We start from the raw sequence: 23,452 nt of genomic DNA on the forward strand, positions 1-23,452 counted from the left end.
GAAACGCGAGCACGAAGCTCGCAAGTCGGAAGATCCAATCAAACAACGCGCATTGACCTGCGCGACCAGGAGAAGTCGTCATGCCAATGCGGTCATGGTGCATAGTCACCCTTGTCCTTTTGCCCAGTGTTGGAGGCCTGACGCCAGCGCACGCGCAGCACTATCGCCCCGATGCCGAAGGTTTTCCCTGCGCCCGGCGCGACCCCCTCACCATTGTCGCGAACGAACAGGGCTTCGCCATCGAGACCATCCCGAGCACGCGGCCGGTTTCCACGCTCAAGCGCCCCATCGCCATCCGCATCGGATCCAGCCTGAAGATCGACCGCGCGGTCATCGAGCGCGCCGCAACGTTCAAGTCGGAGGCCCGCAATGCAGAGCGCCGGTAAGATCGCCCTCGCGGCGGCGCTGCTCGCTTCCACCTCGGCGTTTGCACAGGACATGGAAACGGACGGCGAACAGCCACTCGCCACGGCGGCGCGGGAAGCGCAGCAGGCTCTACGCCAGACCTTCACGAACCTGCGGTTCGAGGACTTCGGACCGGCGCCTGTGAAGGGGCCGCTATATCAGGCGAACGCTGGCGGGAGAATGCTCTATTTCGCCCCGGAGAGCGGACACCTGTTGTTCGCCGCAGTGTATGACCGCAACGGGGTCAACGTGACTGCGCTCGCGCAGGATGCAGGCGCTCGCAAGCGGCTTAAGTCGATCGACCCCGCATCCGCACTGGCGATCGGCCCTGTCGATGCCCCGCAGGTCATCGAGTTCACCGACCCCGAATGCCCCTATTGCCAAGCGCTGGACCGATATTGGTCGACCAAGGCCGCCGAAGGGAAACATGTCCGCCGCCTGATCTTCTTCGTGAGCGGAGTCCATGCGCAAGCCGCTGCAAAGGCCGAGCATATCCTGTGCGCCGAGGATCGCGCGGCTGCGTACGAGGCCATCTATTCCGGGAACACGCCAAGGACCCTGATCAAATGCGCCGATGGCGCGCGCGATGTCGCGGTCCATGGCGAAACGGTGCGAAGACTCGGGGTCTCCGGCACGCCGACCCTGTTCCTGGGCGAGAAGATGATCTCGGGCTTCCAGCAGGCCGAGATCGAGGCCTGGCTGGAAGAACAGAGCACGAAGATCAAGCCGTCGCCCTGACCCGGGCAAAGGCGAAATGGCTCGCTTCAATTCATTGTGGCGGGTCTCGCCCCGGGGGCTCAGCGCGTCGCGCTGGACGCGAGAACGGGATGCCGGCGGCGGCGCTCCCCCATGGAGCCGTCCAGCGTCGCAACCGGCCGGAAACGATCACCTTCGTGCCGGCAGGCATAGCTTTGGACCGCTCCCGACACATGGAGACCATCGATGTTCAAACTGAATTATACGCGCGCACTCAAGACTGCCGATACCGCCCTGCTCGTAGCGCTGGCGCTCGTTGCCGGGGCAGGCGCTGCCCATGCCTTTGCCGCGCCCCAGACCGGGGACCTGGGCTACGACATCTACAACATTGTCGTGAACCAAGGCGTCAAGGGGCCGCTCGGCTTTGTCGGCGGCGTGGCCGCCTTCCTGTTTGGCGTTTCGCGTCTGTTTTCGAACATCATGATCGGCATCCCGACGATCGTCGCCGCCGTCTGTCTGATCAAGGCGGACTCGATCCTGCAGACCTTCGGGATGGTGATCTGAGCGCAGGCCGCCGCGCTGGCGCGGCTGCCGCAACGAGCTGGGGGGCGAATGGTCGCCTCTCGGAAATCACGCTCGCGCGTGATGAAGCAAGGGAGAAGGGTGTGGACGAACGTCTTCCACAATTTCTGCACCGGCCGGTCCAGATCCTCTGGTTCGACGCGCAGGAATTCATCGTCGTGATGTCGACCATCTTCGTCGCCGTGATCGTCGGCGGACTGGTCGGGTGGACGCTCATCGGCGCTCTTCTCCTCTTCATTCCCTGGAAGCGCACCAAGCCGCGCGGGTTCATCCCGCATGCCGCCTGGCGCTGGGGTCTGCTGCGCTTTCGCCACTATCCGGGTCCGACCCAGACCCGCTTTTACGAGTAGCGGCACATGGCCCATCCCTTCAGGCACAAGCCCCGGTCGGACATGATCGGCGACACCCGGCCGAGCTGGCACCTCCACCGCTATCTGCTCGGCTCGGCAAATCTCTTCGACGAGAACCGGCTGCTCAAGTTCGCGATCGCAGGCTTGTTCGGCATCACGGCGGTGCTTGGAACGCTGCTTTATACCTCGAACCTCAACCAGCGGACAGTGATCGTCCCGTTCGGTGCGAGCGGTGATCTATATGTCACGGGCAACAAGCCTTCCGAAGCCTATCTGCGGGCGATTACGCGCAACATCGTCAGCCTGTCGGGTACCTACTCGTCCTATTCGGCCGACCAGCAGTTCCAGGAACTTCTGAGCCTGGCTCATCCCTCGGCGTATAACGGACTGCGCGACAGTTTGAGCGAACTTCTCGACGAACTCTCGCGCAACCCGACCTTGTCGATCGCGAGCTATGTTCGCAACGACCAGCCGGTCACCTTTACCGCCACCGAAATCGCGGTGCCGGTCGAAAAGGTGCGCGTGATCGGCGGTGTGATCCGCAAGTTCCCCGGCACGCTGCGCATCAAATATGTGATCGAAAATGGTCGGTTCTGGCTGACCGCACTCCAGGAGGAGAATTTCAATGCCGATCCTCGGTAGGCGCTCAAGCCTTGTCTTGAGCGGCGCGCTGCTGTGCGCCGCCGGCCCCGCCCTCGCCCAGTCGATCGCGGCCCTCCCCGATCAGACGAGCCGGATCCGCCTGTCCAACCGCGACGTCAATCACGTCATCTGCGTCGGCGGCGAGATCGAGGATGTCAAATTCTCGGCGGAGAAGGGGATCGCGGTCGAGCGGGGCGGCTCGGACGCGTGGATCAAGTTCCTCGTCACGGAACTCGACGAGGCAGGCATGAAGACCCGCAGCTTCGTCACGGCTCCTGCGGAATTCTATGTCGCGTGCAACAACGCGATCTACCCGCTCTATGCCGAACCCTCGGACATCCCGGCACAGACGGTAACCCTGGTCCCCGGAGGCGCGCAACGCGCGCGCAGCAACGAGGCGCTGCTGGGTCCGCTTGTCGAAGAAGAGCGTGCCGTGTCGATTGCGCTTGCACTGTTGCAGGACCGTGTGCCCGGCTCGTTCACCGAAGTGGCTCCGGGTCTTGCGCGGCTCGCCATTGCCGATCTGCCTGGCATCGAGGTGCGCGAACGCCGACGGCTAGCGATCGAGGGCGCTGGCCTCACCGCCAGCGAATACATCGTTACGAGCCCCGTTGCGGCGACCCTCGACGAACGCGCATTTCTCGACACCGCACTCGGCACCGAGATTTTTGCAGTCACGCTCGACCGGCTGACCCTCGCGCCAGGCGAGGCAGCTCGGCTGGTCGTGGTGCGTCGGAGCACAGGGCTGTGACGGACGATCGCGATCGCGCCAACCCTCGCTCAGGAGCGCGGCTGTCCCCCGCGACCAACGGGGGGCGCCCGCCCTCAGACGAGCGCCCGGCGTTGTTCGATATCGCGCTACAATGGGAACGCCTTACCTCCGATCAGAAGTTGCGGATGAAGCAGCTTGGCATCGCCGTAATGATCGGGATCGCCGGCATCGGGCTCTACACCGCCAGCACCGGCGAACCGGACGCGCCCCAAAAGGCAACCGAAGCAACCAAGCTCGACATGGGAGCGGGACTTCGCGGCGATAGCCTCGAGGTCAAGCTGCGCGGCGACCTCAAGAAGATCATCGATGGCCAGACCCTTCTTGGCGACCGGGTCACCGCGATCGAGGAAGGCAAGACCGGGACCGCGCCGGGACGCGGCACGATGACCGATGATCCTGAGCTGCCCCCGGCGCTGCCGGGTGAAGTCCCGACCTATCCGCCCTCCCCTCCTGACGCGTCTGCAGCCGACAGCCTTCCGCCGGTTCCGCCGATGCCGACCGTCCCAGAGGCGCCGCCGGCTCCACCGGTCGAGCGCCGGCTGGGCGCCATCGGTGCGGCGACCATTGCGGCGCCGGCAACGCCGGACGCCGAAGGCTCAAAAAAAAAGCTGCGCACGATCTATTTGCCGCCTGGTTTCATGAAAGCGCGTCTGCTCACCGGCATCGACGCGCTGGCGAGCAAGGATGCAACCAGCAATCCCGAGCCGATCATCGCGCGTGTACAGGCGCCCGCCGTGCTGCCGAATGAGGTCAAGGCGAACCTTTCGGGCTGTTTCGTGGTGGGCAACGCCACCGGCAGCCTCGCCAAGGAACGCGTCGAGGTCCAGCTCGTATCGATCTCGTGCATCGACTTTGAGGAACGCGCCGTTGTCGATCAGCCGATCAAGGGCTTCTTCGTCGACGCGGATGGCAAGAAAGGCCTGTCTGGCAAGGTCGTGACCCGTGCCGGGGCAACGCTCGCGCGCACCTTCATCGCCGGCACGATCGCGGGCATTGCGCAGACCGTCGAGACTAGCGTTGGCGACGTTTCGACTTCGGCGCTCGGTTCGGTGCGCTCGCTCGACCCGACAGACGCCGCCAAGGCGGGCGTCGCTGGCGGCTTCGCCAAGGCGTCCGACAAGCTCACCGAATTCTATCTCGATCTCGCCCGCCAGGCCGGCCCGGTGGTCGAGGTAGGCGCCGCCAAGGACGTCGTGGTGGTCATCCAGGAAGGGCTCGCGCTCGAAATCAAGCCGACCATCGGGAGCAAATTCTGATGCCTGCCGCCATCGCCTTCACCGGAGCAATGCTGATGCGTTCTTCCCGTCTTCGCCCGCGCTGCGTGCTCGCCTCGGCAGCGGGTGTCCTCCTGTCCGGCTGTGCCACACTGGGCTCGATGATGTCTCCCTATCCCGAGACGTTCAGCTGCAAGAATGACGACCATGGCCAGTGTATCCACCCCGAACGGGCGCATGCCGATGCGGTAGCGGGCGTTGTTTCCAAGTCCGAAGCGGAGGTGACGAACGACCGGAAGATCCTCAGGGATCAGGGCAACGCTTCGCGGGGCGGCAGACACCACAAGTCTGCGCCGGACGCGTTCGGCAGTTATCGCGCCAGCCTCTACCACGAGCTCAAGGGACTGCTCGAAGCGCCGGTCACGCCAATGCTCAAGCCAGCACGGACGGTGCGCACGCTCGTACTGCCATATGCCGATCGCCAGCGTCCCGATCGGCTCTATATGCCGCGTTATATCTACTCGATCCTAGACAAGCCCGTCTGGGTGGTCGGCGGCACCCTGGTCTCCGCACCGTCGCGCGCTGCACAGGCACCCGTGCTTGGCCAGATCCAGGAACCGTCCGCCGAAAGCGCCGAACTGCAGCCGAGCCCGCAACCGGAGCCGCACCCATGAGCGCGCGCGCCTCCAACCTGAGCTTTGCCCGGCTGCGCAGGAGCGTGCGTCGCGACAGCTTCTCGGATTTCCTGCCGCTGATCGCCTGGGACGCGGCGAGCGAAGCCTTTCTGTGCGTCGACGATTGCTGGGGCCATGGCTGGGAGATCGTTCCGAGCGCTTACCTGTTTGCCCATGTGCAGGGCGCTTTGCAGGGTCTGCTCAACGTGCACTTCCCCGACGGTACGGTGCTCCAGCTGCACACCTTCGCCGACCCGCTGATCGACGACACGCTCGACGCGTTCCTGGATCTCAAGACGCGCGACGACCCGCTGATCCAGGCTTCCGCGCGCCAGACCCGGGCCTATCTGAGTGCGGGCCGAGACGGTCTGAAAGCGCTCCACGACATCCCGGTGCGCAACTTCCGAACGTTCCTCTCGATCAAGACCCGCCGACCGCTCGACGCGGATCTGCGACGCCAGGTCGAGGAACAACTGGCCAAGCTTGGAATTCGACGGCTCGCGCCCGAGGAAATCGTTGCCTTCTATCGCCGGGTATTCAACGGAATCAGCAAAGCCGCGCCCGGCGTGTTTGCCGATGGCACCTCGCTCGACGCGCCGCCGATCGCCAAGCAGATCATCGATGCCGGGCCGGACCTTGCTTTCGAGGGCCCGGAAGTATTTCTCGGCGATCAGGTCGCGCGCTGCCTGACGCCCAAGGCACCGGCGCGACGGATTACGGCCGAACGCTCCAACCGGCTGCTCGGCGGGATGCGCGGGAGCGCCGAGGACAGCGACCAGATCGGCGGTCCGTTTCTCTATACGCTCAACATCCTGTTCGATCACTCGCAGTTCGAGATTCACAAGCGCGCGCAGATCCTCTCGGCGCAGAAGGCGGCCGGCTCGTTCGCCGTGGAGGTCGGCAAGCAGATCGAGGAGATTGGCTGGATCCTCGACGAGGCCGGCAACTCCAAATTCGTTCGGGTCATCCCGTGCCTCTGGGTGTTCGGCCGCGACCGGCATCACGCGCGCGAACTGGCCGCGCGTGCCAAGCGGTTATGGGAGAGCGAGCCCCTCCCCTTTTCGATGCAGGAGGAGAGCTATCTCAATCCGACGCTGCTGGTGATGAGCCTGCCCTTCGGCCTCTATGCCGACCGCACAACGCTGCGCATGCTCGAGCGCGATTTTCGCATGCCGGCCAAGGCAGCGGTGCTCATGTCGCCGATCCAGACCGATTTTCGCGGCGGCGGTCGACCGGCCCTGCTCTATGCGGGGCGCAAGGGCCAGCTGGTCACGCTCGACCTGTTCGATCCGCGCATCAACAACTATAATTTCATTGTCTCAGCCGAGAGCGGCGCGGGCAAGAGCTTCCTGCTCAACAATCTCTGCCAACAATATTATGCCTGCTCGGCGCTGATCCGCATTATCGATATCGGCGGGAGCTACCGCAAGCTCTGCACGCTCTGTTCGGGCCGCTATATCGATATCGGCGAGGAGCGGCTGGTCCTGAACCCCTTCGACATGGGTCTGGCGCTCGATGGCGACGACAAGCAGTCGGCGATCACCATGGCCGTCGCGATCGTCGCCGAGATGGCGAACGCCTCGACCCGCAAGGGCGTGACCACGTCCGAATGGAATTTGCTCAAGTCCGCAGTGCAATGGACGATCGACACCGGCCGTGCCGACTTCGGGGTCGATGCGGTGCGCGAGTGGCTCGGTACCTATCCCGCCAATACCAGCAGCGATCTCGATCGCGTCGACCATCTCCTCCCGACCGCGCGCGAGCTCGCCTTCAACCTGCGCGATTTCGGCTCGGACGGTGCCTATGGACATTTCTTCAACGGTCGCTCGACGTTCGACATTCGCAACGACGAATTCGTCGTCCTCGAACTCGAACGCCTCAAATCGATGCCCGACCTGTTCAACGTCATCGTCATGGTGGTGGTGAACGCTGTCACGCAGGAGCTGTATCTATCGGGGCGCGACCGTCCTCGCTTCGTGCTGTGCGACGAGGCGGCGCAATTCATGACGCGCACCGACGGGCAGGATCTCTCGCGGCTCGCCGAGGCGTTTGGCCAGGGGTATCGCCGCGCCCGCAAATATCGCGGCGCATTCGGTATCGTGCTGCAATCGATGAACGATCTCCAGCTGTTCGGTGGCACGGGTCAGGTCATTCTGGAAAATGCTGCGACGCGCTTCCTGCTGCAGGGATCGACCTATGACCGGGCGGTCGAGAACAAGATCCTCGATTATTCGGGCTTCGTCCTCGATCTGCTCAAGTCAGTCCGAAACTCCAAGCCCAACTACAGCGAAGTCTTCATCGACTCGCCGCTCGGGCTCGGAATCGCTCGGTTGGTGGTCGATCCTTTCTCCTACTGGATCAATACCTCCGCGCCCGAGGAGGTCGCCGCGTTCGACGCTCTGATCCAGCGAGGTCTCTCGCCGCTCGAAGCGATCTGCCGGCTCGCCGGCGTCGATCCTGCATCGATCCCCGAGATCGGTCGTCAACCCAGCATTGGAGTTGCCTGAGCCATGCGCCAGAAGTCCCATGTCCGTGCAGAGCAGGTTCCACTGCGATTTGATAGCGAAGCCGATCTCGAACTGCTGATCGAGCGCCGCGTGGCATTGCATCTGGAAGCCGGGGCATTCCGCTGGCGGTTCCGTCTCATCGCACTCGATACGGTGCTGCTGATCAGTCTCGTGCTCGCTACCGGTCTCGCCGTCGGCGAGTCGGCCTACACCGTTGTGCGCACTGCGATCCTGGTCGGGGCATCGTGTTTCGCAGCAGGCATGCTGCTGATCGGTCTCTCCTCCTCCGCCGCGAAACTGCTCGCGCGCCTGCGTCAGCGGAGAATGCCATGAACGGTCTTGTTGCGCCCGACCCGTCGCCCGGTGCGCTGCGGCTCGCGATCGGCGGCTATGTCCTCCTGTTCGTCGAATTCTACCTGGCGATGCTACGCCCCGACCTCGCGCTGGAGCTGCGCTGGGTCGTCTGGCCGGTGACTCTGGTCTCGGCCATTTCGTTCGTGGCTGCAGTCTGCGGACTGCCAACGCCCAAGGACTTTGGAGGGCGCGATGGGCACTGAGAGCGGCATGCGCTGGACCGTGATCGGCCAGGGGCTCACCATTGCCGCGCTGCTGGCCGGCGCGATGGTCATTGGACTGACGGGAGTCGCCGCCGCGCCTGCAGGCCCCGTGCAGCTCAAACAATCGACCATCGGTCGCGTCTGGCAGATCGCGGAGGTCGACGCCATGGCCGAGATCGCCGCCAAGGTAGCAAAGCTGCCAGGCGACATGCGCCAGCAATTTGGGCCGCGCCACAGATGGTCGGCGCTGCGCGCTGCAGCGCTCGATCCGGCCCCAGCTGATCGCGTGAGATCGGTCATCCCCTTCTACACGCTAGATTTCGACGTGAAACTGCCCGACGGACGCATGCTCTATCCAAAGGGCTACAGCTTCAATCCATTGACCTATGTGAAGCTTCCGCAGCGTCTGGTGATCGCACATCCGCGCGACCTAAGCTGGGCGCTCCGAACAGCACGACCGTCAGATTTTGTGATCGTCACGGCGGGCGATCCCATTGAACTTACCGAGCGCAGCGGGCGCGCTATCTATCTGCTCGAAGAGCGGATGAAGACAAGGCTTGGTCTCACCGTCGCCCCCGTGATCGTCGCCCAGTCTGGTCGCAAGCTCATCCTTTCAGAGTTTGGACCGTTCAGCCGAGCCAAGAAGATGAGACCCGTCAGATGATCAAGTCCGCACGCACCCTGCTGGCGTCGCTTGCGCTCGGTGTGGCTGCCCCGGTCATCGGGACCAGCCCCGCCCAAGCTTCTAAATGCCCGACCGGCACCATGTTCAATCCGATCACCAAGGTGCGCTGGAACTGCATCTTCCCGATCACCATCGGCGGGGTGAGGATCGGCAGCTACGACAAGCTGGACAAGGCGCTCGACGCGCAATCGGCCTCGGCACCGCTGTGTGCGTGCCGCAAGGGTCTGCAATTCTGGTTCGGCGTCAAAGTGTCCTTCTGGTCGCCGAACCGCATGATCGATGTCGTCACCGAACCGGGCTGCATGATGGCGCTCGGTGCCGACCTCATGGCCACCGGCGGCAAGCTGCAGGGCAGCCAGAGCTCGATCTCGGATGGAACGAACACCCGCAAGATGTTCGCCCAAATGCATTATTACATCTCGCCGGTCTGGAAGATGCTCGACATGTTCACCGACCTGCCCTGCATCGAGGATGACGGCTTCGATGTCGCGCTGGTCACCGAGGTCTTGCCCACCTGGCAGTCGGGTTCGCTCGGCGCAATCATTCAGCCCGAGGCGATCCTGTTCGGCAATCCCGCGGCTGGTCTTGCCTGCATGGCAGACAGCGCCGCTGCCGCGGCAGGCAAGGTCATCGATCCGCTCTTCTGGTGCATGGGAAGCTGGGGATCGACCTATCCGATCGCCGGAGACATTCATTTCGGGGACAGTGTCGAGGCCTGGGCGGGCCTGGCCGCGCGCGGCACCTTCATGATGGGACGCCTTGGCGCGCTCACCATCAGCTCGAGCGATGGCTGCTCGTTCCGCCCCAGTCCGATCTGGACCAAGTCGCGCTACAAGCTCCAGCTGATGGAGCCGGTCAAGGGCGGCAAATGCGTCAATATCGGCCGGCCCGGCGCGCTCTGGACGAGCGGCAAACATGCCCCCGGCAAGGACAATTCCTAGTTCATGCTCTTCGAAAAGGTGATCTGCTGCGCCGGGATTCCGGTGCCATGAGCGGATTACCTCCCCCACGTCGCGCGCACTGGGCCGGTTTCATCTGGTCTGCCCGCCAAGGCCTGGATGGCCGACGGCTGGTGCGTGTGGCGGGAGCGGCGCCACCAAGCCCCCTTGGCGCCGCTCCACCCCCGGCCAGCGCGGCCACCCTCCTCCGACGGGTCAGGTTCCCCTCCCAGACCTGTACCATAGCGGTGGCCGCGCTGGTTTCATTCTCGACGACCCTGGCACATCCCATTCAGGACCCAGAGCCGCAAAGCGTCGAGGCCCGCGCCCGTGCGGCGGCGGCGGCATCGCGCGCCCGCGCAGGCGAGAGCGAGGCGATTCAGCGCAACTATGTGACTCCGGGACTTTCCGGACAGCCGATCGCCACGATTGACGGCAAACGGAGCTTCAACGCCAACCTCGCGTGTCAGAAGACGAGCACACTTCTCGAGATCCTCGCGCAACCGGGCAGCGGCGGCGATCTCACCACTGTCCAGATCGCGCGCGACACCGATCTCGACGGCACGATCGACAGCCGCTCGACCCTGCCGATGCCGATCTCCGGCCTGTGCGCCAACGGCGTGATTTCGTGCGAGCCCGGCAGCTGGACCCAGTGCCGGCCCTTTCGGTGGGACGTGGACACGGCCCGCAATCTCAAGCTCAGCGCCGTGCCGTTGACCGAGCTTTCAGGCTGCTATTGCCTCAACAACAGCTGCGGGACGAACCTCGTATGGGGCAATCTCGCCGGTGTACTGCGCGATCTAGGGGGCGGCATGGTCGGTGCGCTGACCACCGCCGATCCGCGGATCGGCGTCGCGCAGGCAGTGATCGACGGGCCCGTGATCCGCTATGTCGGCGCCCAGTCCACAGCCTGTACGGCAAGCCCCGCCCTGCCCCAGAGCAATTATCGCGCGAACCCGGTCACCATCGCCGCCGACGCGCAGACGGCGGCGAACAACAGCCCGTTGTTCCAGGCTTTGTCCGGATCGCCTGCCGGTCTCGGCAAGGCGCAGCAGCTGCGCCATTGCACGATCGAACGACAAGTCAGGGTCGAGGGCGCAGACCTGGACGCGGTCATTCATCGCATATCGGGCGGCTACGCCGCCACGCGCACCGTCAACCAGATCGAATTCCTGATGGGCTCGCCGGGGGACAATTCGCTGCGTGGCGGCAATTGCAGCCTGATCGACTTCCGCATGAAATTGCGCGTCGAGGATCCCGACCGGATCGTCAAGGCGCGCCTTGCCGACTATTTCGCCGATGACTGGGCGCAAATCCGCATCGATGGTGCGCTGATCGCTTCGGGCCCAGCGTCATGGGGATCGGAAGGGCTGCCGCCAGGAGAGTGCGAACGCGGGCGCGCGTTCCATGCCACCCCCAATCTCGACCTCAAGCCCTGGCTGACTCAAGGCGACCACGAGCTTTGGCTACGCGTCGCTGTGGCCGATGGCGGTGAGGCACGCGCAAGGGTGCTGCTCGAGCTCGACGACGCCTGCAGCACCCGCGAGCAGCTGGTCGATCGCTGCGCCATGCTGGCGCGCGATGCCGATTGTCGCCTGCAGGACGAGTTTGTCGATGGGGTCCAGACCTTTCGCAACGGTATCAACACAGGCTTGCGCCCGCTGCCGCAATCCCGCCAATTTGGTGCGTCTGCCTGCGCGGTGGAGCTTCAGCGCGACTTCTTCCTGCGCGACCGGATCTATCGCTGCGAAGTCGACAGCAATGCGCTTCCCATGCCGGACCTCAGCCGTAGCGCCTATATCCTCGACCGCTCAACCGAGACGCTGCTCGCCGATCGCACGCGCACTGCGACGGGCGGCACAAGCGAGACCATGCGTCCCTTCTCGTTGCCCCACCGCGGCAGTGTCCCCGCCTGCGAGCCCATTTGCAAGACCCGCGCTCCCACGATCAACGCACAAGCCGCCCCACAGGGCGTGGTTGGAAACCAGCAAAATGATCCGGCTTCATTCGACACCTTCTACCATAGCTGCGGGGCGGAGAATGTCTGCCCGCTCGGCCCGGGGGAGCAGCTGGTCTCGGCCTGCGGCTGCCTCGATGATTTTCCGGAGGCGGTCGTGATGATGCAGACCGTCCGCCTCGCGGGTGCCGACCTCCTGTGCACGGCGACACCTCAATGAGCCCGCGCAGCTGGTTCCCTCCTTCCAGGGTCGCGCTGCTGCTGGCCGCATTGGTGACGTTCATTCTGGTCGTTCAGACAGCTTCGGCGCATGGCCGTGCCATTGCCGGCCCTCCCCCTGCCACGCGCACCGCCTCGGCTTTCCTCGCCGCCTCAACCACCAAAACGACAGTGCAAATATCCGAGCAACCGCCGAGCGAGACCGGTCCTTCCGGGCCGATCCGGCCCCCTCGCGAAGTCGAGCCGCCGCTATGGCCTGAAGATCGCGATGCGCCGTCGGCGCCGCCGTATCCCGAAGAGCCGGTGCAGCCACCCGCGCCACCGGACGGTCCGCCGTCGCTGCCGCCTGTCAGTCCGCCGCCTGCTATTCCCGCCCCCGGCGCTGGGCAGATGTGCGTGGCCGATCTCAACGGCAATGGCGATGCGGCGGATCCCGGGGAGGTCGCCGGCTGCGTTCGGGCCGCCCCAGCGGGCTGGCAATGCCCGCTGCAACAGATTGCCTGCGACATGCAGCCCGACGGAAACTATCTCTGCCCGCTCGGCACCCAGCACAGTTGTGCGATTGTCGCGGGCAGCGCCGTGCCGAGCTGTTCACCCAATCTCTGTGCCGACCCCGCCGGGACACCGGTCGAGGTGGTACCGCCGATCGATGATCCGGGTACTCCAGCCGATGGTGGTGCCGATGCGGCAGGCAATTGCCTCGGCCGGATCGAGATTTTCAGCGGTCGCGGCATGCGCTGTCGGCCGCCCGGACTCGGCAACACCTTCCAGAATTGTTGCAAGGACAAGGGCAAGATCATCAAGGACGGAATGGGGTCGGCGATGGGCTCGATCGGCACCAAGATCGCTGTCGTGAAGGGCGTGTTCAACGGGATGAGCGCGGCGTTCGCGGCCTTGCAGGCCGGTGCCACCGCCAGCCAGGCCGCGAGCGCAGGCGCCAATGCGCTGATCATCGGCTTCGACCCGACCTCGATCGCCATCAGCCTGGCTGTCAACTTCATGGTCGAGCTGCTGTTCAGTGGCTGCGACCAGCAGGACATGGAAACCGCGATGCTGCGGGGCTCGGGCATGTGCCACGAGGTCGGCAGCTATTGCACCGCCAGCTTTCTCGGCCTGTGCCTGCAAAAGGCCAGGGGTCATTGCTGCTTCAACACCAAGCTCGGCCGAATTCTTCAGGAGCAGGGCCGCCCCCAGCTCAAATCGTTCAACGGCATTGGCTGGGGCACGCCCAAACAGCCGATATGTCGCGGCTTCACGCCGGAAGAGTTTCAGGCGCTGGATTTCGCAAAAAATGGACCTGAGCGAATATTACGCCGAGATTGAGGCCAGAGCGCAATCGACCATCGAAATCGACATGAAGGACAAGATCGATGCGTATCTCGACGCAGTCGGTGAATAGCATGACGGCCTGCGTGCTGATCCTGCTGGCCAGCGCAGCGCTGGCCCAGAATTCCGCCAGTGAGCGGATCGAGCGCGAGGGTGGCCCCGCTATGCAACGGCTCGAGCAAGCGCTCAAACAGGCCAGGCCCGCCGAGACCGACGCAGCCACCCCACGTCTGCCGCCCGACCCGCCGCCCGACCTGCGTCGCCGAGCATTCCAAGGGCTGCAAAAGCATCGTCCGTCCGCCGACCTCGTCCGCCGCGCCAGCGAGGCCGCCGCAGCGGGTCAGGCGCAGCTGGCGGCGCAGCGCGAGGCGATGGGCAAGCGCTTGCGTCAGTCGCTCGGCCTCGAGCCGGGTGAGTTGGAGGAGATCGCGAAAGCGGTCGCCCCCGTCCCCACTGGCTGGGTACCGGTCCTGTTCGTCTCGTCCTCAATACCTGTGCCTGTGTTGCGCAGCTATGCAGCACAGCTCGAGCGCGTGCGCGGCGTGATGGCCTTTCGTGGGGTCCCGGGCGGGCTGCGCAAGCTCGGGCCGATGGCCAGGCTCACTGCACGGGTGCTGCGCATCGATCCCGGCTGCGAGGGACCAAGCTGTGTGATGCGCGACGTTCAGATCATCATCGATCCGCTGGTGTTCCGCCAGCATGGCGTCGCGCACGTGCCGGCGCTGGCAATGATCCCCGGCGACCCGACCCAGCCCTATTGCGAGCGCGAGGACGAAAGCCCCCGCGCGAACATCGTCATTTATGGCGACGCCGCACTTTCTGGACTGATCGACGAATATCGTCGCCTCGGTGGCACCAAGGAGGTCGAGAATGTTCAGGCTCGTCTGGCTGCTCCTTGAACTCGGTGCCGGGTTGCTGCGCGAGTTCGCTCGTCTGCCCCGCCGGGCCGCCGACGCTTTACGTGGCAACGACCCCGGCACAGCCACGGGTACCGACACGGGTGGCAGACGGCTCGTTCTGGCGACTGCGCTGGCCGGTTTCGCAGGACTCGCAGCGACCCTCACCTTGCCCGGTGTCACGCTGGTGATGAGCCCGTCGATCGACGCCTGGGCGGTTCGCCCGGCCCCAGGCGCCATCCGGAAGGGCGATCTGGTGCAGTTTTCGCTCGTCCACCCGGTGTCCGGCCCAAATCCGGTCAGCGTGACCAAATATGTCCTCTGCATGCCAGGGGAACGGCTGCGCATCTCACCGCCGTCCGACAGGTCAGCGGTCCGAGCAACGGCTGCCTTTTTCTGTAACGATAGCCTGATCGGCGTCAGCCTCGCGCGGGGCCGGGGCGGTGTGAAGCTCAGCGCGGCGCGGATCGCCGGAACGGTTCCGCCGGGGTTCGTCTATATCGGTTCATCGCATCCCGATGGATTTGACAGCCGGTATTTCGGCCTCGTGCGGATCGATCATTTGCGGCGCATGGAGCGGCTTTTCTGACCGAGCAGACGCTTGGCCCGGGACATGTGGAGAAGTGTGGACGCTCGATACGCCGCGGCGCCTTTCGTCACGTCTTCTCATCCCGTCAAGGCAAGCAAGGGCAGTTGCGGATCGCCAGATGTACAAGTTTAGAGATCGTTACGCCGATCAGTCGAACGTCAATTGTGATCGGATAGAGCGAGCGCAGCTGACAGCGGCCCGGCAGCGCAGCCTATCGGATAGCTCAGCGGATTGCGCGTCCCCCTGACAGGGCTCTTCACCAGCTCGAAATATGCCACCCAATGCAGTCGCGCAGGGCAACGCTGCGTAAGGCAGGTCGCCTTGCCTCTTTGCAACACCAAGACCGGGGTCAACCGTCCTTATATGGACGATGCGCTAGTGCACCTCTCTCGTCTCGGGGGAACATTCAAATGACAGACGCTTCCGCGGCACTTCCGCCGTCGGTCAGAACCCTCATCACGTTCGTGTTTCGCAGGCGGAATCGTGATCTGTCAGTCGCCGAGTTGGACAAGTGCTTGCCCCGATCGCGTGTCCCAGACCCGTCCGACAAGTTCGTCGGCGCCTGACAGCAAGAATTGGCCATTCTCGCAAAACGCGAGACCCGTGACTTTGTTGCCGTGCAGCAGGGTGTGAAGCACTCTTCCGGTCGCAACCTCGATCACAAGGATCCTGCCGCCCTCAAGCGCCAAGGCAGCGAGTCGGCCATCAGGGGCTAGAGCTGCACGATGCACATAGTCCGATCCTTTGAAGAACGGCCGCATCTGTTGATCGCCAGGCCCGAGCAAACAACTGGTACGTCCCGGTGCGAACATCTGTCCTGCTGCGGCCCTTATATTGTGCAGGAAGCAGTCCTCGCTGGCCACCGGACCGACCAGCTTTCCGGTGACGGCATCATAACGTTGGGCGATATCGCTCCCAGGCAAGCCCGGTGCGATCACGATGACCAGTGACCCCAGGAACACCGGCGCCGTGTCACTCTTCCCCATCGAGCCGATACGCTGGCCATTCACCGCATCCCACAGAATAACCTCGTTCGACTCCTGCAGCCGCCCGGCAAGTCTCTTGCCGTCCGGCGATAGGGTAATGTCTCGAATATCGTCGCCGGGGATCGAGACCCGTTGTTCGTCGGCGCGAAGAATGAGAACGCCGACATCATGACCGACCGCAATGGTTCCATCACCGGCATGCGCAACTCCATGAGTGATATCGTCCAAGCCTAGCGTCCGGGTCTCCCCGGTAACGACGTCGATGGTGAACGCGCGATAGGCACGGACCAGCACCACGGTCGGTGCAATGAACTGGACCGAGTCGACCCAGCCGCTCACGCTCGTCATGCGCAGTTGGACGCCACTGCGCGCGTCCCAGACGCGCAGCGTGCGATCACGCGACCCGGTGACAGCAAAACGTCCATCTGGAGAAAGTGCAACCGCAGTCAGTTCTCCTTCATGGCGTGCGATGGTCGGATGCCCGGCATCGGCTACGCTTGGTGCTTTCGTGACTTTCGGATCTGTAGTCGCTGACGCTCGCGACTGCCGCGCCATCCACGCGGTTGCAACATGCAGACGGAACAGCGAACGGAACCGGTCGAGCCGAACCTGCTGCGCACCGGACAATGCAGCGGTCGCTGCACGCACAGGCGTAAGTGCCTGACTTGACTGACCAGCGCGCAAGCGCAATCGCCCAAGACGTTCGCGCGCATCGATCATCGTGGGGTTGGCATCGCCGAAGCTGCGCTTGATGATCTCAATTGCATCGACGATCAGTGCATCGCCCTGAGCGACGTTCCCCTGCAATGCGTAGCCCTCGCCCAGCGAGATGCGTGTCTCGACCGCCAGAGGTGTTTCACCATAGTTCCTGCTGAGTTGCTTGAGCAGGTCGACGCGTAGCGCCTGAGCCTCTGCCAGCCGACCCAGCAGAGTCAATGCTCGCGCCTTAACCAGCATTGCTCGCCCTACATATCTGCCCGAAAATGACGCGGTCGAGCCATAGAGCTCATAGGAACGTTGGGCGGAGACGATAGCGGCTTCTAGCTGTTGGGTCTCCAGCTGCGCTTCGCTCAACACAGCGAAGATGTGGCTCAGTATTTTCGGCGGATATTTCTCGTTGCGGTACAACGCTGATTGCTGGGCTGCCAGCGGCGCAAGCATTGCTCTAGCCTCGGCGAACCGACGCTGGCGGAGCAAAAGCTCGCCAAAGGCGAGCGTCGTGCCCGGCAGCATATGGGGGTTCGAAAAGCCCAGAGCCCAACGATAGGCGGCCTCCGCCTCGTCATCCAGATCGAGCTCAACAAGACGGCGCGCGGCAGCAAGATAATCATAGCCGTCTGCACGTTCGCTATCCCAGCGGGCCATCTCCTGTCGCTGCAACAAAGCGACCAGTGTGCGCAAATCGTCTGCTTCGGCGGCTTCAACTTTTCCCATCGTCCGGCGCAGATCGGCGATCGCGCAACGATGCGCCCCGCCCGGGGGCTCGATACAGCGTTCACTCGGTCTAGCCCGCGACAGATCGACGATCCGCAGCGATCGATCTGCGCCGATCGCAACATGCTCTCCGTCAGATGAGGCCGCCAGCCATTGGCCATCCTCACCGAAGTCGAAAAGCGCTCGTGTAGAAGCGCTCGCAGGGTCGGCCAGCATCAAGGTCTGATCGCCGACCCATAGCAACAGGCGGCCGTCGGGCCCGGCAGTCATGCCTGTGATGTCCCGCTGGTCCGGCGTATACCCGACCAAACCGCGGCGCGTCCCCGTAGCTGGATCGCGCACTTCCCATGCGTGGCCCCGGTGAGATGCGACAGACCCGTCCGCACGGGCGAGCAACTGCGTCGGCACCCTCGCAATCGGATAGCTTTGCACGATGACATTGCGTGCAATGTCGAGCAAATAGAGCCTGCGATGATCGACGAGGAGCATGGTGTCGGCCTCCGCCTGGAGCGGGGCCGACGCGAAGATTGCCGGAAACAGCCGACGCGATAGCTGCTTTCCGTCGCGATCCAGTACGATCAGCGTATCCCCCGGACCATCGCGCGACTGGTCGAGCACAAGCAAGAGGTAACGGCCATAGAATCCGCCATCCTCGAATGTTCCCTCGCTTGCGCCCAATGACGTTCCGCGAGTAAGGTCGAACAGCTCGGAGCGCTGTTCTTTTTCATAGGAAACGACAAGCTGCTCCCCATCGGGCGAGAACAGAAATGTTGCATAGGGCTCGTGCGGCAAAGCATGGGTCAGCAGCGTCCGACCGGAACCAATCTCAAGCACCCGGATCATGCGGGCCGACCGGATCAGCACACGACGTCCATCAGCTGACAATTGTATGTCGTCGACCTTGAGCGACTCCCGGAGTAGAATACGCCGCCCTTCAGACGATTCCTGGGTCACAACCCCATTGGACCAGGCAACCGTCAGCACCTTCTTATCGCCGACAAAGGCGGCGGCTTTGGGATAGGGTAGCGTCGGCAGCTGCGCTGCGGCTCGCATCGGAAGGGTGGAGAGCAGGATCACGGCGAAAGCGCCTGACAAACGCCCTGCTTTTGCGAACTTCCACCTCATGCGAACCTTGCTTACCCGCGTCACATCTGGCCGATGCTGACATCAACTGCTGGTTTTACGCAACTGATCATCACAAAGCATCTGAAGGCAGATGCGATCTTCCAGTGACGCGCTCCCCTGAAACTCCGCCAGTCTGAGCTAGAGTCCTTCATGAACGAGGACGAGGATGAACCGCAGCAGGTTCAACGGGGAGCAGATTTTCGGGATCTTGCGGGAGCAGGAGGCCGGTCCCAAGACAGTTGACGTGTGCCGCAAGCACGGTGTGAGCAGTGCGACGTTCTACAAGTGGAAGGCGGCTTATGGTGGCATGGACGTGTCGCTGGCGCGCAGTGATGAAGTTCACCCTGCCGTGATGATCGGATGCTCGAGCCGAACCACATCGAGCAAACGCTCCACCTCGGCAATCTCGCGCGACGTGCCCGTAGGCGTCACCGACCAGTTGCAATGCACATGCGTCGCCGGGTCATGAACTCGAACCGGTCCGACCACGGTTCGCCACCGGCGAAGTGTTCCACCCGCCTTGCGCATCAAGGTTCTGACAAGGTGATCGTGAAGCTGGCTCGCGGTCATCACCTCGCTTTGCACCGCTCAGGGGACCGTCGCAAGCAATGCTGGCTCATGTAGATTCCGTAACGACCGGAGCGAGCCCCTCGCATGAGGAGCCTCCCAAAGGCTTCGCATGAGGCGATATCCGGGGTATCGACCCTTTGATGATCAGGCACTCCATCTCCTTGCTTACCACGGCGCTACTCCTCGGCGGGTGCCTGAACGCGGGTCAACCCACAGCGCGGCAAAGCGACGGTGGAACACTCAAGATCACGAGCTGGAATCTCGAGCATCTCGCGGAGCGCGATGGACTTGGCTGTCGTCCCCGCACAGCTGTCGACTATGTCGAGCTCAAACGACATGTTGAAGCACTCGACGCGGATGTGATCGCATTCCAGGAGGTCGAGAATGCGGAGGCCGCCCGGCGCGTGTTCGATCCTCAGCACTATGAAGTCGTTATGTCGACGCGCCCCGCGAGCGGCCGTGGTGGCCCCTGTTACGGAGCTCCTGGCCAATCGATCCGGCAGCAGGCGGTCGGATTTGCGATCCGCAAGGGTGTGCCATGGTCGCGCAACCCCGACCTGGCCGATCTGGCGCTCGGCAATCCCGATTTGCGCTGGGGCGTCGATATCACGATCGGGGGTCGTGCACCGGTTCGTCTGCTCGCCATTCATCTCAAGTCCGGGTGCAACTCCGGACAAAGCCCCTCCGATCGCAACTGCCCGGTGCTGTTCGACCAGCTGCCGGCGCTGGAGACCTGGATCGATGCGCGCGCCGCCGCGGGAGAAACCTTCGCTGTCCTTGGCGACTGGAACCGGCGGCTGGCGGCACGCGGTGACGCATTTTATGCAGAGATCGACGATGGCAATCCGGCGGGCGCAGACCTGACGCTTGCTTCAGGCGATCGGCGCGCGACCTGCAAGGCGCGCTATAACGAGTTCATCGACCATATCGTGCTGGGTGCGAAGGCAACCGCACGTGTTAAGCCGGGCTCGTTCGAGGAATATCGCTACGGCCTCCCTGAGGACCGGCATCCCTCGGATCACTGCCCGGTTTCTGTGACATTGCAGCACTAGAAACCCCCTTCCGATGGGGCGATTGCCCTACTGAAGATATTTCCCCACCATGCCGACAGTCCAGATCGACAGCAAATGACCCACGGCCCAAGTTCGCCCGGGCATAACATTCGCGTCGTTACGAGGCACGAGAACGCGCCTTTGGGTGGTTTACTGCCCCGCCCGTTGCCGAGCCGATCATTCTCCTCAAGATCGGCGCCATGGTTAGACACCGAGCCCCGATCATCAGATGCCAACGCCGCGGTTGCCGTCGCGCAAGCCGTGCGTTGCCCGGCTACGTCCTGGCTGGTGCGGCAGCGACGCTCACCAGCCTCGCCATACCGTCGACAACGGCACAAGAACGCAAAAGTCATGGACGCGAGGAAGCCAAGCAGGGCTATTGGTGGTACGTGCCTCGGCCAGCGCAGGATGCGCCTGTTGCGCCCGAGGCGCTAGTAAAGCCCGACATTCCGCCAATGGCGCAGCTCGCGGCCTGGACGCCACCACGGATTCGCAAGCTGATCGAGCAGCAGCGCGACTATGCCGCGACGGTGCTGACCGTCGAGGCGGTCGCGGATTTCTGGCGCCTTCAGGATTTTGCACGTCGCAAGGCGCGGGCCTTTGCCGGCGTCACCCAGCTCGCCATGCTCCAGAACCCCGAACTCAACTCCAAGTCGGCCAATCCGATGGTCGGCAATGCGCGCGCCGAACAGACGGCGCAGAAGGATGCAATCCGTCGTGCCTATTTGCGCTCTCAGGCGAGCGGATTCGCGCTGGTCATGTTTTCGCGCACGGCCTGCGGATATTGTCGCGTGCAATGGCCGATCATCCAGCGCTTTCAGGAGGAGATGGGCTGGCAGGTCACGCTGATGGATGTCGATCAGCGCCCCGAATTGGCGCGACGTTATGGCGTAGAGATCACACCGACCACCATGGTGATCCGACGCGACAGCGTTCAGCGCATGATCATCGCGAGCGGCGTGGAGACCTATCCCAACCTCGCACAAATGGCCTTCCAGGCGACAAGGTTGCTGAACGGCGATATCCGCCCGGAGCAATTCATGACCGGCCCCGGCGAAGAAGACGGCTTTTTCGACGCGCTCGCCAACGGCCCGGTATCCGCCACGGACCCGCGCGCGCTCGGCGGTGACCTTTTCTCTGCCAGCTCAGGCCATAACCAATGACAGGCTCAACGCGTCCGCCAAGCTTTGCGAGCGCTTGGACGTGCGTAAAGGAACGTGGCGCTCACGCCGTGTTAGCAATGGCGGCACTGGCGATCGTAACGCCACGTCCTGGCGCCGCGCAGGTGGTCAATCGTGATCGGGCCAGGGCGGCAGCTGTGCACCCGGTCGCCGACATCCGGTCGATGCGCCATTGGCTCGCCCGCGTGCCTGTGACACGGGACTTTCCGCCCGATCTCGCGGCAACGCTGAGGGCTCAGTCATCCCTCCATGTCGTCGAGATGACCACAGCGCCGGGGTGCCTGCCGTGCGCGGATCTCTGGTCGCGCCTCGGTCAGCTCGCTGCAAGATATGGCTGGCAGGCGCGGACGATCTCAGGCCAGGATGCTGCGCTGAGGTCGGGACGCCTCGGCCTGCCCTGGGTCGGGCATCCCGTCGCTTGGGTCAGGCCGCACGCCGATCCTGGCCGGGTGATCCCGATCGCGATCGGTACCGATCACGGCCCCAATCTGACCCGCAATCTCTATCTGGCGGCGAAGATGCTGAGCGGAGTCCGCCCGGCAGTCGCGGTGCGGGCCATGTCGAAATTTACGGGTATCGTCGGCGCGCCAGCGCCCGTTTTGAAGAGACGGTGAGCATGGCGGGCTCGACGTCAAGATCATCTCAAACGTGAAGGGTACACCATGCGCCGCCTCGCGTGTTTCAAGTCCTCGTTTTGCATCGGAATCGGCGTCGCTTCACTGCTGAGCGCAGGACCGGCAGGTGCACAGAGCTGGGCCGAAAGCTGGTTCGACAACGTCACCTATTCGAGTCCGGGCAGTTTCGAGGACCAGACACGCGGCTATTTGACGGCAGGCGGCATGGCTGGCCGGGTCGACGTCCATAACGACTATCTCATGTCGGTTAGCCTGCCCAAGGTGCGCGCCGGTTGTGGCGGCATCGACATGTTCCTGGGTGGCATGTCGTTCCTTGACCCCGAATATCTCGTCCAGAAGCTCGAGAGCATCCTTCAGGCCGCGCCGGCGGTGGCATTTCAATACCTGCTGGAGACGCTTGACGAGAAGATGGGGAACATCATCTCGAAGATGGAGGCCGCCACCAATTTCCTCAATTCGATCCAGGTCAATGATTGCCGGCTAGCCAACCGCCTGGTCCAGATTGCCAAAGGCGATGACACTATGTCGGGGATCATCGAGGAGATGACCGGCTACCGCTCGGTGAAACAGGGCTTCGCGAAGAGCTTTCAGCAGTCGCGCGAGAGGATCGAGGCCAACAGCAACAATCCCACCGAGGATCTGAAGGACGCGCTCGAAAACTGCCCGCCCGAGGTCACCGAGATCTTCCGCACCGGATCGCTGCTCGACAATGCCGCCGCCCGGATCGGTGCTGCCAACTGGACCGCGGTCATGCGCGCCCGGGTAGGAGACGTGTATATGCGGTGGAGTGCCACCGACAAGGTACCGATTTTCGCCGCAATCCCCGCCTGCGCCGGCCAGGACACCGAGAGCGCGCAGGACTTTCTGACCGGGCAAGCCAAGCGCCGCGCTCTTAACCTCCCGCCAAGTGCTGACGATTGCACGCAGGACGGGGCAGGACGCGGCGCGCTTGCATTGACCCGGGAGCGGATGGAGTCGATCGCCGCAAAGATCCGCACCCGCAGCGCGCTCAGCACAGAGGAGCGCCAGTTTGTCGCCAATGTGCGCACCCTGCCCGTCTATCGCCTGATCGAATGGGGCGTCCGCCAAGGCGTTGTCGACTCGGTGATCGCCGACAGCGACGAACTGGTCGCGCTGAGCATCGCCTATCAGATGCTGAACGACCTGACCCGCACGATCGACTTTGCCCTGAACAACGCCGAGCGCGGCGTCAGCGCGGCCGGCGCTGCCGACGGCGCCAGCAAGCAGGTCTGCCAGACACGCATACTTACCAAGGGAGTCGAGCAGCTTCGCGACCTGCGCGAAGAGGTGCAGCGTCAACGTGCGCAGATGCGCCAATCCTATCTCGCGGCGCTCGGGACGAGCAACCTCTCGGCAAACTATGCCGGGCTGCTGCGCGAGCGCGACCGGGACGCGCGCAGTGCCGTTGGCGCAACCGTCGCACGCAACCGGTGAGGACA

22 protein-coding genes and 2 pseudogenes are annotated in these 23,452 nt (G+C 63.7%); 22 read left to right on the forward strand and 2 right to left on the reverse strand.

The window, feature by feature from the left end; translation table 11 throughout:
- The first annotated feature begins 86 nt into the window (after positions 1–86).
- From KYX69_RS11970 to KYX69_RS12050, 17 genes and pseudogenes are all read left to right on the forward strand, one after another.
- The gene (locus KYX69_RS11970) at positions 87–386 is read left to right on the forward strand and encodes a hypothetical protein (protein ID WP_300497602.1); all 300 of its coding nucleotides are present in this window, start codon (positions 87–89) and stop codon (positions 384–386) included.
- Positions 387–438: 52 nt separating this feature from the next.
- Entirely contained in the window at positions 439–1,143 is a 705-nt protein-coding gene (locus KYX69_RS11975) for a DsbC family protein (protein WP_300497887.1), read from the forward strand.
- 204 nt (positions 1,144–1,347) lie between these two features.
- Positions 1,348–1,665 carry a hypothetical protein gene (locus tag KYX69_RS11980; protein WP_300497603.1) on the forward strand — a complete coding sequence of 106 codons (318 nt, stop codon included), beginning with the start codon at positions 1,348–1,350 and terminating at the stop codon, positions 1,663–1,665.
- Between the two features lie 101 nt (positions 1,666–1,766).
- On the forward strand, positions 1,767–2,033 hold the full coding sequence (locus KYX69_RS11985) for a type IV conjugative transfer system protein TraL (protein WP_300497606.1): 267 nt from the start codon (positions 1,767–1,769) through the stop codon (positions 2,031–2,033).
- 42 nt (positions 2,034–2,075) lie between these two features.
- Positions 2,076–2,675 carry a TraE/TraK family type IV conjugative transfer system protein gene (locus KYX69_RS11990; protein WP_300497609.1) on the forward strand — a complete coding sequence of 200 codons (600 nt, stop codon included), beginning with the start codon at positions 2,076–2,078 and terminating at the stop codon, positions 2,673–2,675.
- A gap of 16 nt (positions 2,676–2,691) precedes the next feature.
- Entirely contained in the window at positions 2,692–3,426 is a 735-nt protein-coding gene (locus KYX69_RS11995) for a type-F conjugative transfer system secretin TraK (RefSeq protein ID WP_300497612.1), read from the forward strand.
- Positions 3,427–3,518: 92 nt separating this feature from the next.
- Positions 3,519–4,703 carry a TraB/VirB10 family protein gene (locus KYX69_RS12000; RefSeq protein ID WP_367280204.1) on the forward strand — a complete coding sequence of 395 codons (1,185 nt, stop codon included), beginning with the start codon at positions 3,519–3,521 and terminating at the stop codon, positions 4,701–4,703.
- A 35-nt stretch (positions 4,704–4,738) separates the two neighbouring features.
- Positions 4,739–5,335 (forward strand): TraV family lipoprotein, encoded by a 597-nt coding sequence (locus KYX69_RS12005; RefSeq protein ID WP_300497889.1) that lies wholly within the window; start codon positions 4,739–4,741, stop codon positions 5,333–5,335.
- Positions 5,332–7,842 (forward strand): TraC family protein, encoded by a 2,511-nt coding sequence (locus tag KYX69_RS12010; protein ID WP_300497614.1) that lies wholly within the window; start codon positions 5,332–5,334, stop codon positions 7,840–7,842. Before KYX69_RS12005 ends, KYX69_RS12010 begins: the two co-directional genes overlap by 4 nt.
- Before the next feature lie 3 nt (positions 7,843–7,845).
- Positions 7,846–8,175: a hypothetical protein gene (locus tag KYX69_RS12015; protein ID WP_300497617.1), complete on the forward strand. Its 330-nt coding sequence runs from the start codon at positions 7,846–7,848 to the stop codon at positions 8,173–8,175.
- Positions 8,172–8,399, forward strand: coding sequence for a hypothetical protein (locus KYX69_RS12020; RefSeq protein ID WP_300497619.1), 228 nt, complete (start codon positions 8,172–8,174; stop codon positions 8,397–8,399). Before KYX69_RS12015 ends, KYX69_RS12020 begins: the two co-directional genes overlap by 4 nt.
- A 64-nt stretch (positions 8,400–8,463) precedes the next feature.
- A complete protein-coding gene (locus KYX69_RS12025) occupies positions 8,464–9,063 on the forward strand; it encodes a conjugal transfer protein TraW (RefSeq protein WP_300497892.1) in 600 nt (199 codons plus the stop codon).
- Positions 9,060–10,025, forward strand: a complete 966-nt coding sequence (locus tag KYX69_RS12030; protein ID WP_300497621.1) for a TraU family protein — start codon at positions 9,060–9,062, stop codon at positions 10,023–10,025. Before KYX69_RS12025 ends, KYX69_RS12030 begins: the two co-directional genes overlap by 4 nt.
- A gap of 254 nt (positions 10,026–10,279) precedes the next feature.
- Positions 10,280–12,199 (forward strand): hypothetical protein, encoded by a 1,920-nt coding sequence (locus KYX69_RS12035; RefSeq protein ID WP_300497895.1) that lies wholly within the window; start codon positions 10,280–10,282, stop codon positions 12,197–12,199.
- Positions 12,200–12,588: 389 nt separating this feature from the next.
- A pseudogene (gene traN / locus KYX69_RS12040) lies at positions 12,589–13,597 on the forward strand (conjugal transfer protein TraN).
- Complete coding sequence (locus KYX69_RS12045; RefSeq protein ID WP_300497622.1) at positions 13,569–14,423, forward strand: type-F conjugative transfer system pilin assembly protein TrbC; 855 nt, start codon at positions 13,569–13,571, stop codon at positions 14,421–14,423. Before traN ends, KYX69_RS12045 begins: the two are co-directional and overlap by 29 nt.
- Positions 14,395–15,009, forward strand: coding sequence for a peptidase (locus KYX69_RS12050; protein ID WP_300497624.1), 615 nt, complete (start codon positions 14,395–14,397; stop codon positions 15,007–15,009). Before KYX69_RS12045 ends, KYX69_RS12050 begins: the two co-directional genes overlap by 29 nt.
- 491 nt (positions 15,010–15,500) lie before the next feature.
- Here the strand turns inward: KYX69_RS12050 and KYX69_RS12055 are convergent, their stop codons facing one another.
- The gene (locus tag KYX69_RS12055) at positions 15,501–18,506 is read right to left on the reverse strand and encodes a hypothetical protein (protein WP_300497626.1); all 3,006 of its coding nucleotides are present in this window, start codon (positions 18,504–18,506) and stop codon (positions 15,501–15,503) included.
- Positions 18,507–18,720: 214 nt separating this feature from the next.
- Here KYX69_RS12055 and KYX69_RS12060 point away from each other — a divergent pair.
- A pseudogene (locus KYX69_RS12060) lies at positions 18,721–18,882 on the forward strand (transposase); the annotation flags it as partial.
- 11 nt (positions 18,883–18,893) lie between these two features.
- Here the strand turns inward: KYX69_RS12060 and KYX69_RS12065 are convergent.
- The gene (locus tag KYX69_RS12065) at positions 18,894–19,124 is read right to left on the reverse strand and encodes a hypothetical protein (protein ID WP_300497629.1); all 231 of its coding nucleotides are present in this window, start codon (positions 19,122–19,124) and stop codon (positions 18,894–18,896) included.
- A 140-nt stretch (positions 19,125–19,264) separates the two neighbouring features.
- Between KYX69_RS12065 and KYX69_RS12070 the strand changes: the two genes are divergently transcribed.
- From KYX69_RS12070 to KYX69_RS12085, 4 genes are all read left to right on the forward strand, one after another.
- Positions 19,265–20,176 carry an endonuclease/exonuclease/phosphatase family protein gene (locus KYX69_RS12070; protein WP_300497631.1) on the forward strand — a complete coding sequence of 304 codons (912 nt, stop codon included), beginning with the start codon at positions 19,265–19,267 and terminating at the stop codon, positions 20,174–20,176.
- A 317-nt stretch (positions 20,177–20,493) separates the two neighbouring features.
- Positions 20,494–21,339 carry a conjugal transfer protein TraF gene (locus tag KYX69_RS12075; RefSeq protein WP_300497898.1) on the forward strand — a complete coding sequence of 282 codons (846 nt, stop codon included), beginning with the start codon at positions 20,494–20,496 and terminating at the stop codon, positions 21,337–21,339.
- Between the two features lie 77 nt (positions 21,340–21,416).
- Positions 21,417–21,971, forward strand: a complete 555-nt coding sequence (locus KYX69_RS12080; RefSeq protein ID WP_300497633.1) for a hypothetical protein — start codon at positions 21,417–21,419, stop codon at positions 21,969–21,971.
- Positions 21,972–22,019: 48 nt separating this feature from the next.
- Positions 22,020–23,447, forward strand: coding sequence for a conjugal transfer protein TraH (locus tag KYX69_RS12085; RefSeq protein ID WP_300497634.1), 1,428 nt, complete (start codon positions 22,020–22,022; stop codon positions 23,445–23,447).
- Positions 23,448–23,452 lie beyond the last annotated feature (5 nt).

Origin of the sequence: Sphingomonas sp. (assembly GCF_030145815.1) — a bacterium.
Classification (GTDB): Bacteria; Pseudomonadota; Alphaproteobacteria; order Sphingomonadales; family Sphingomonadaceae; genus Sphingomonas.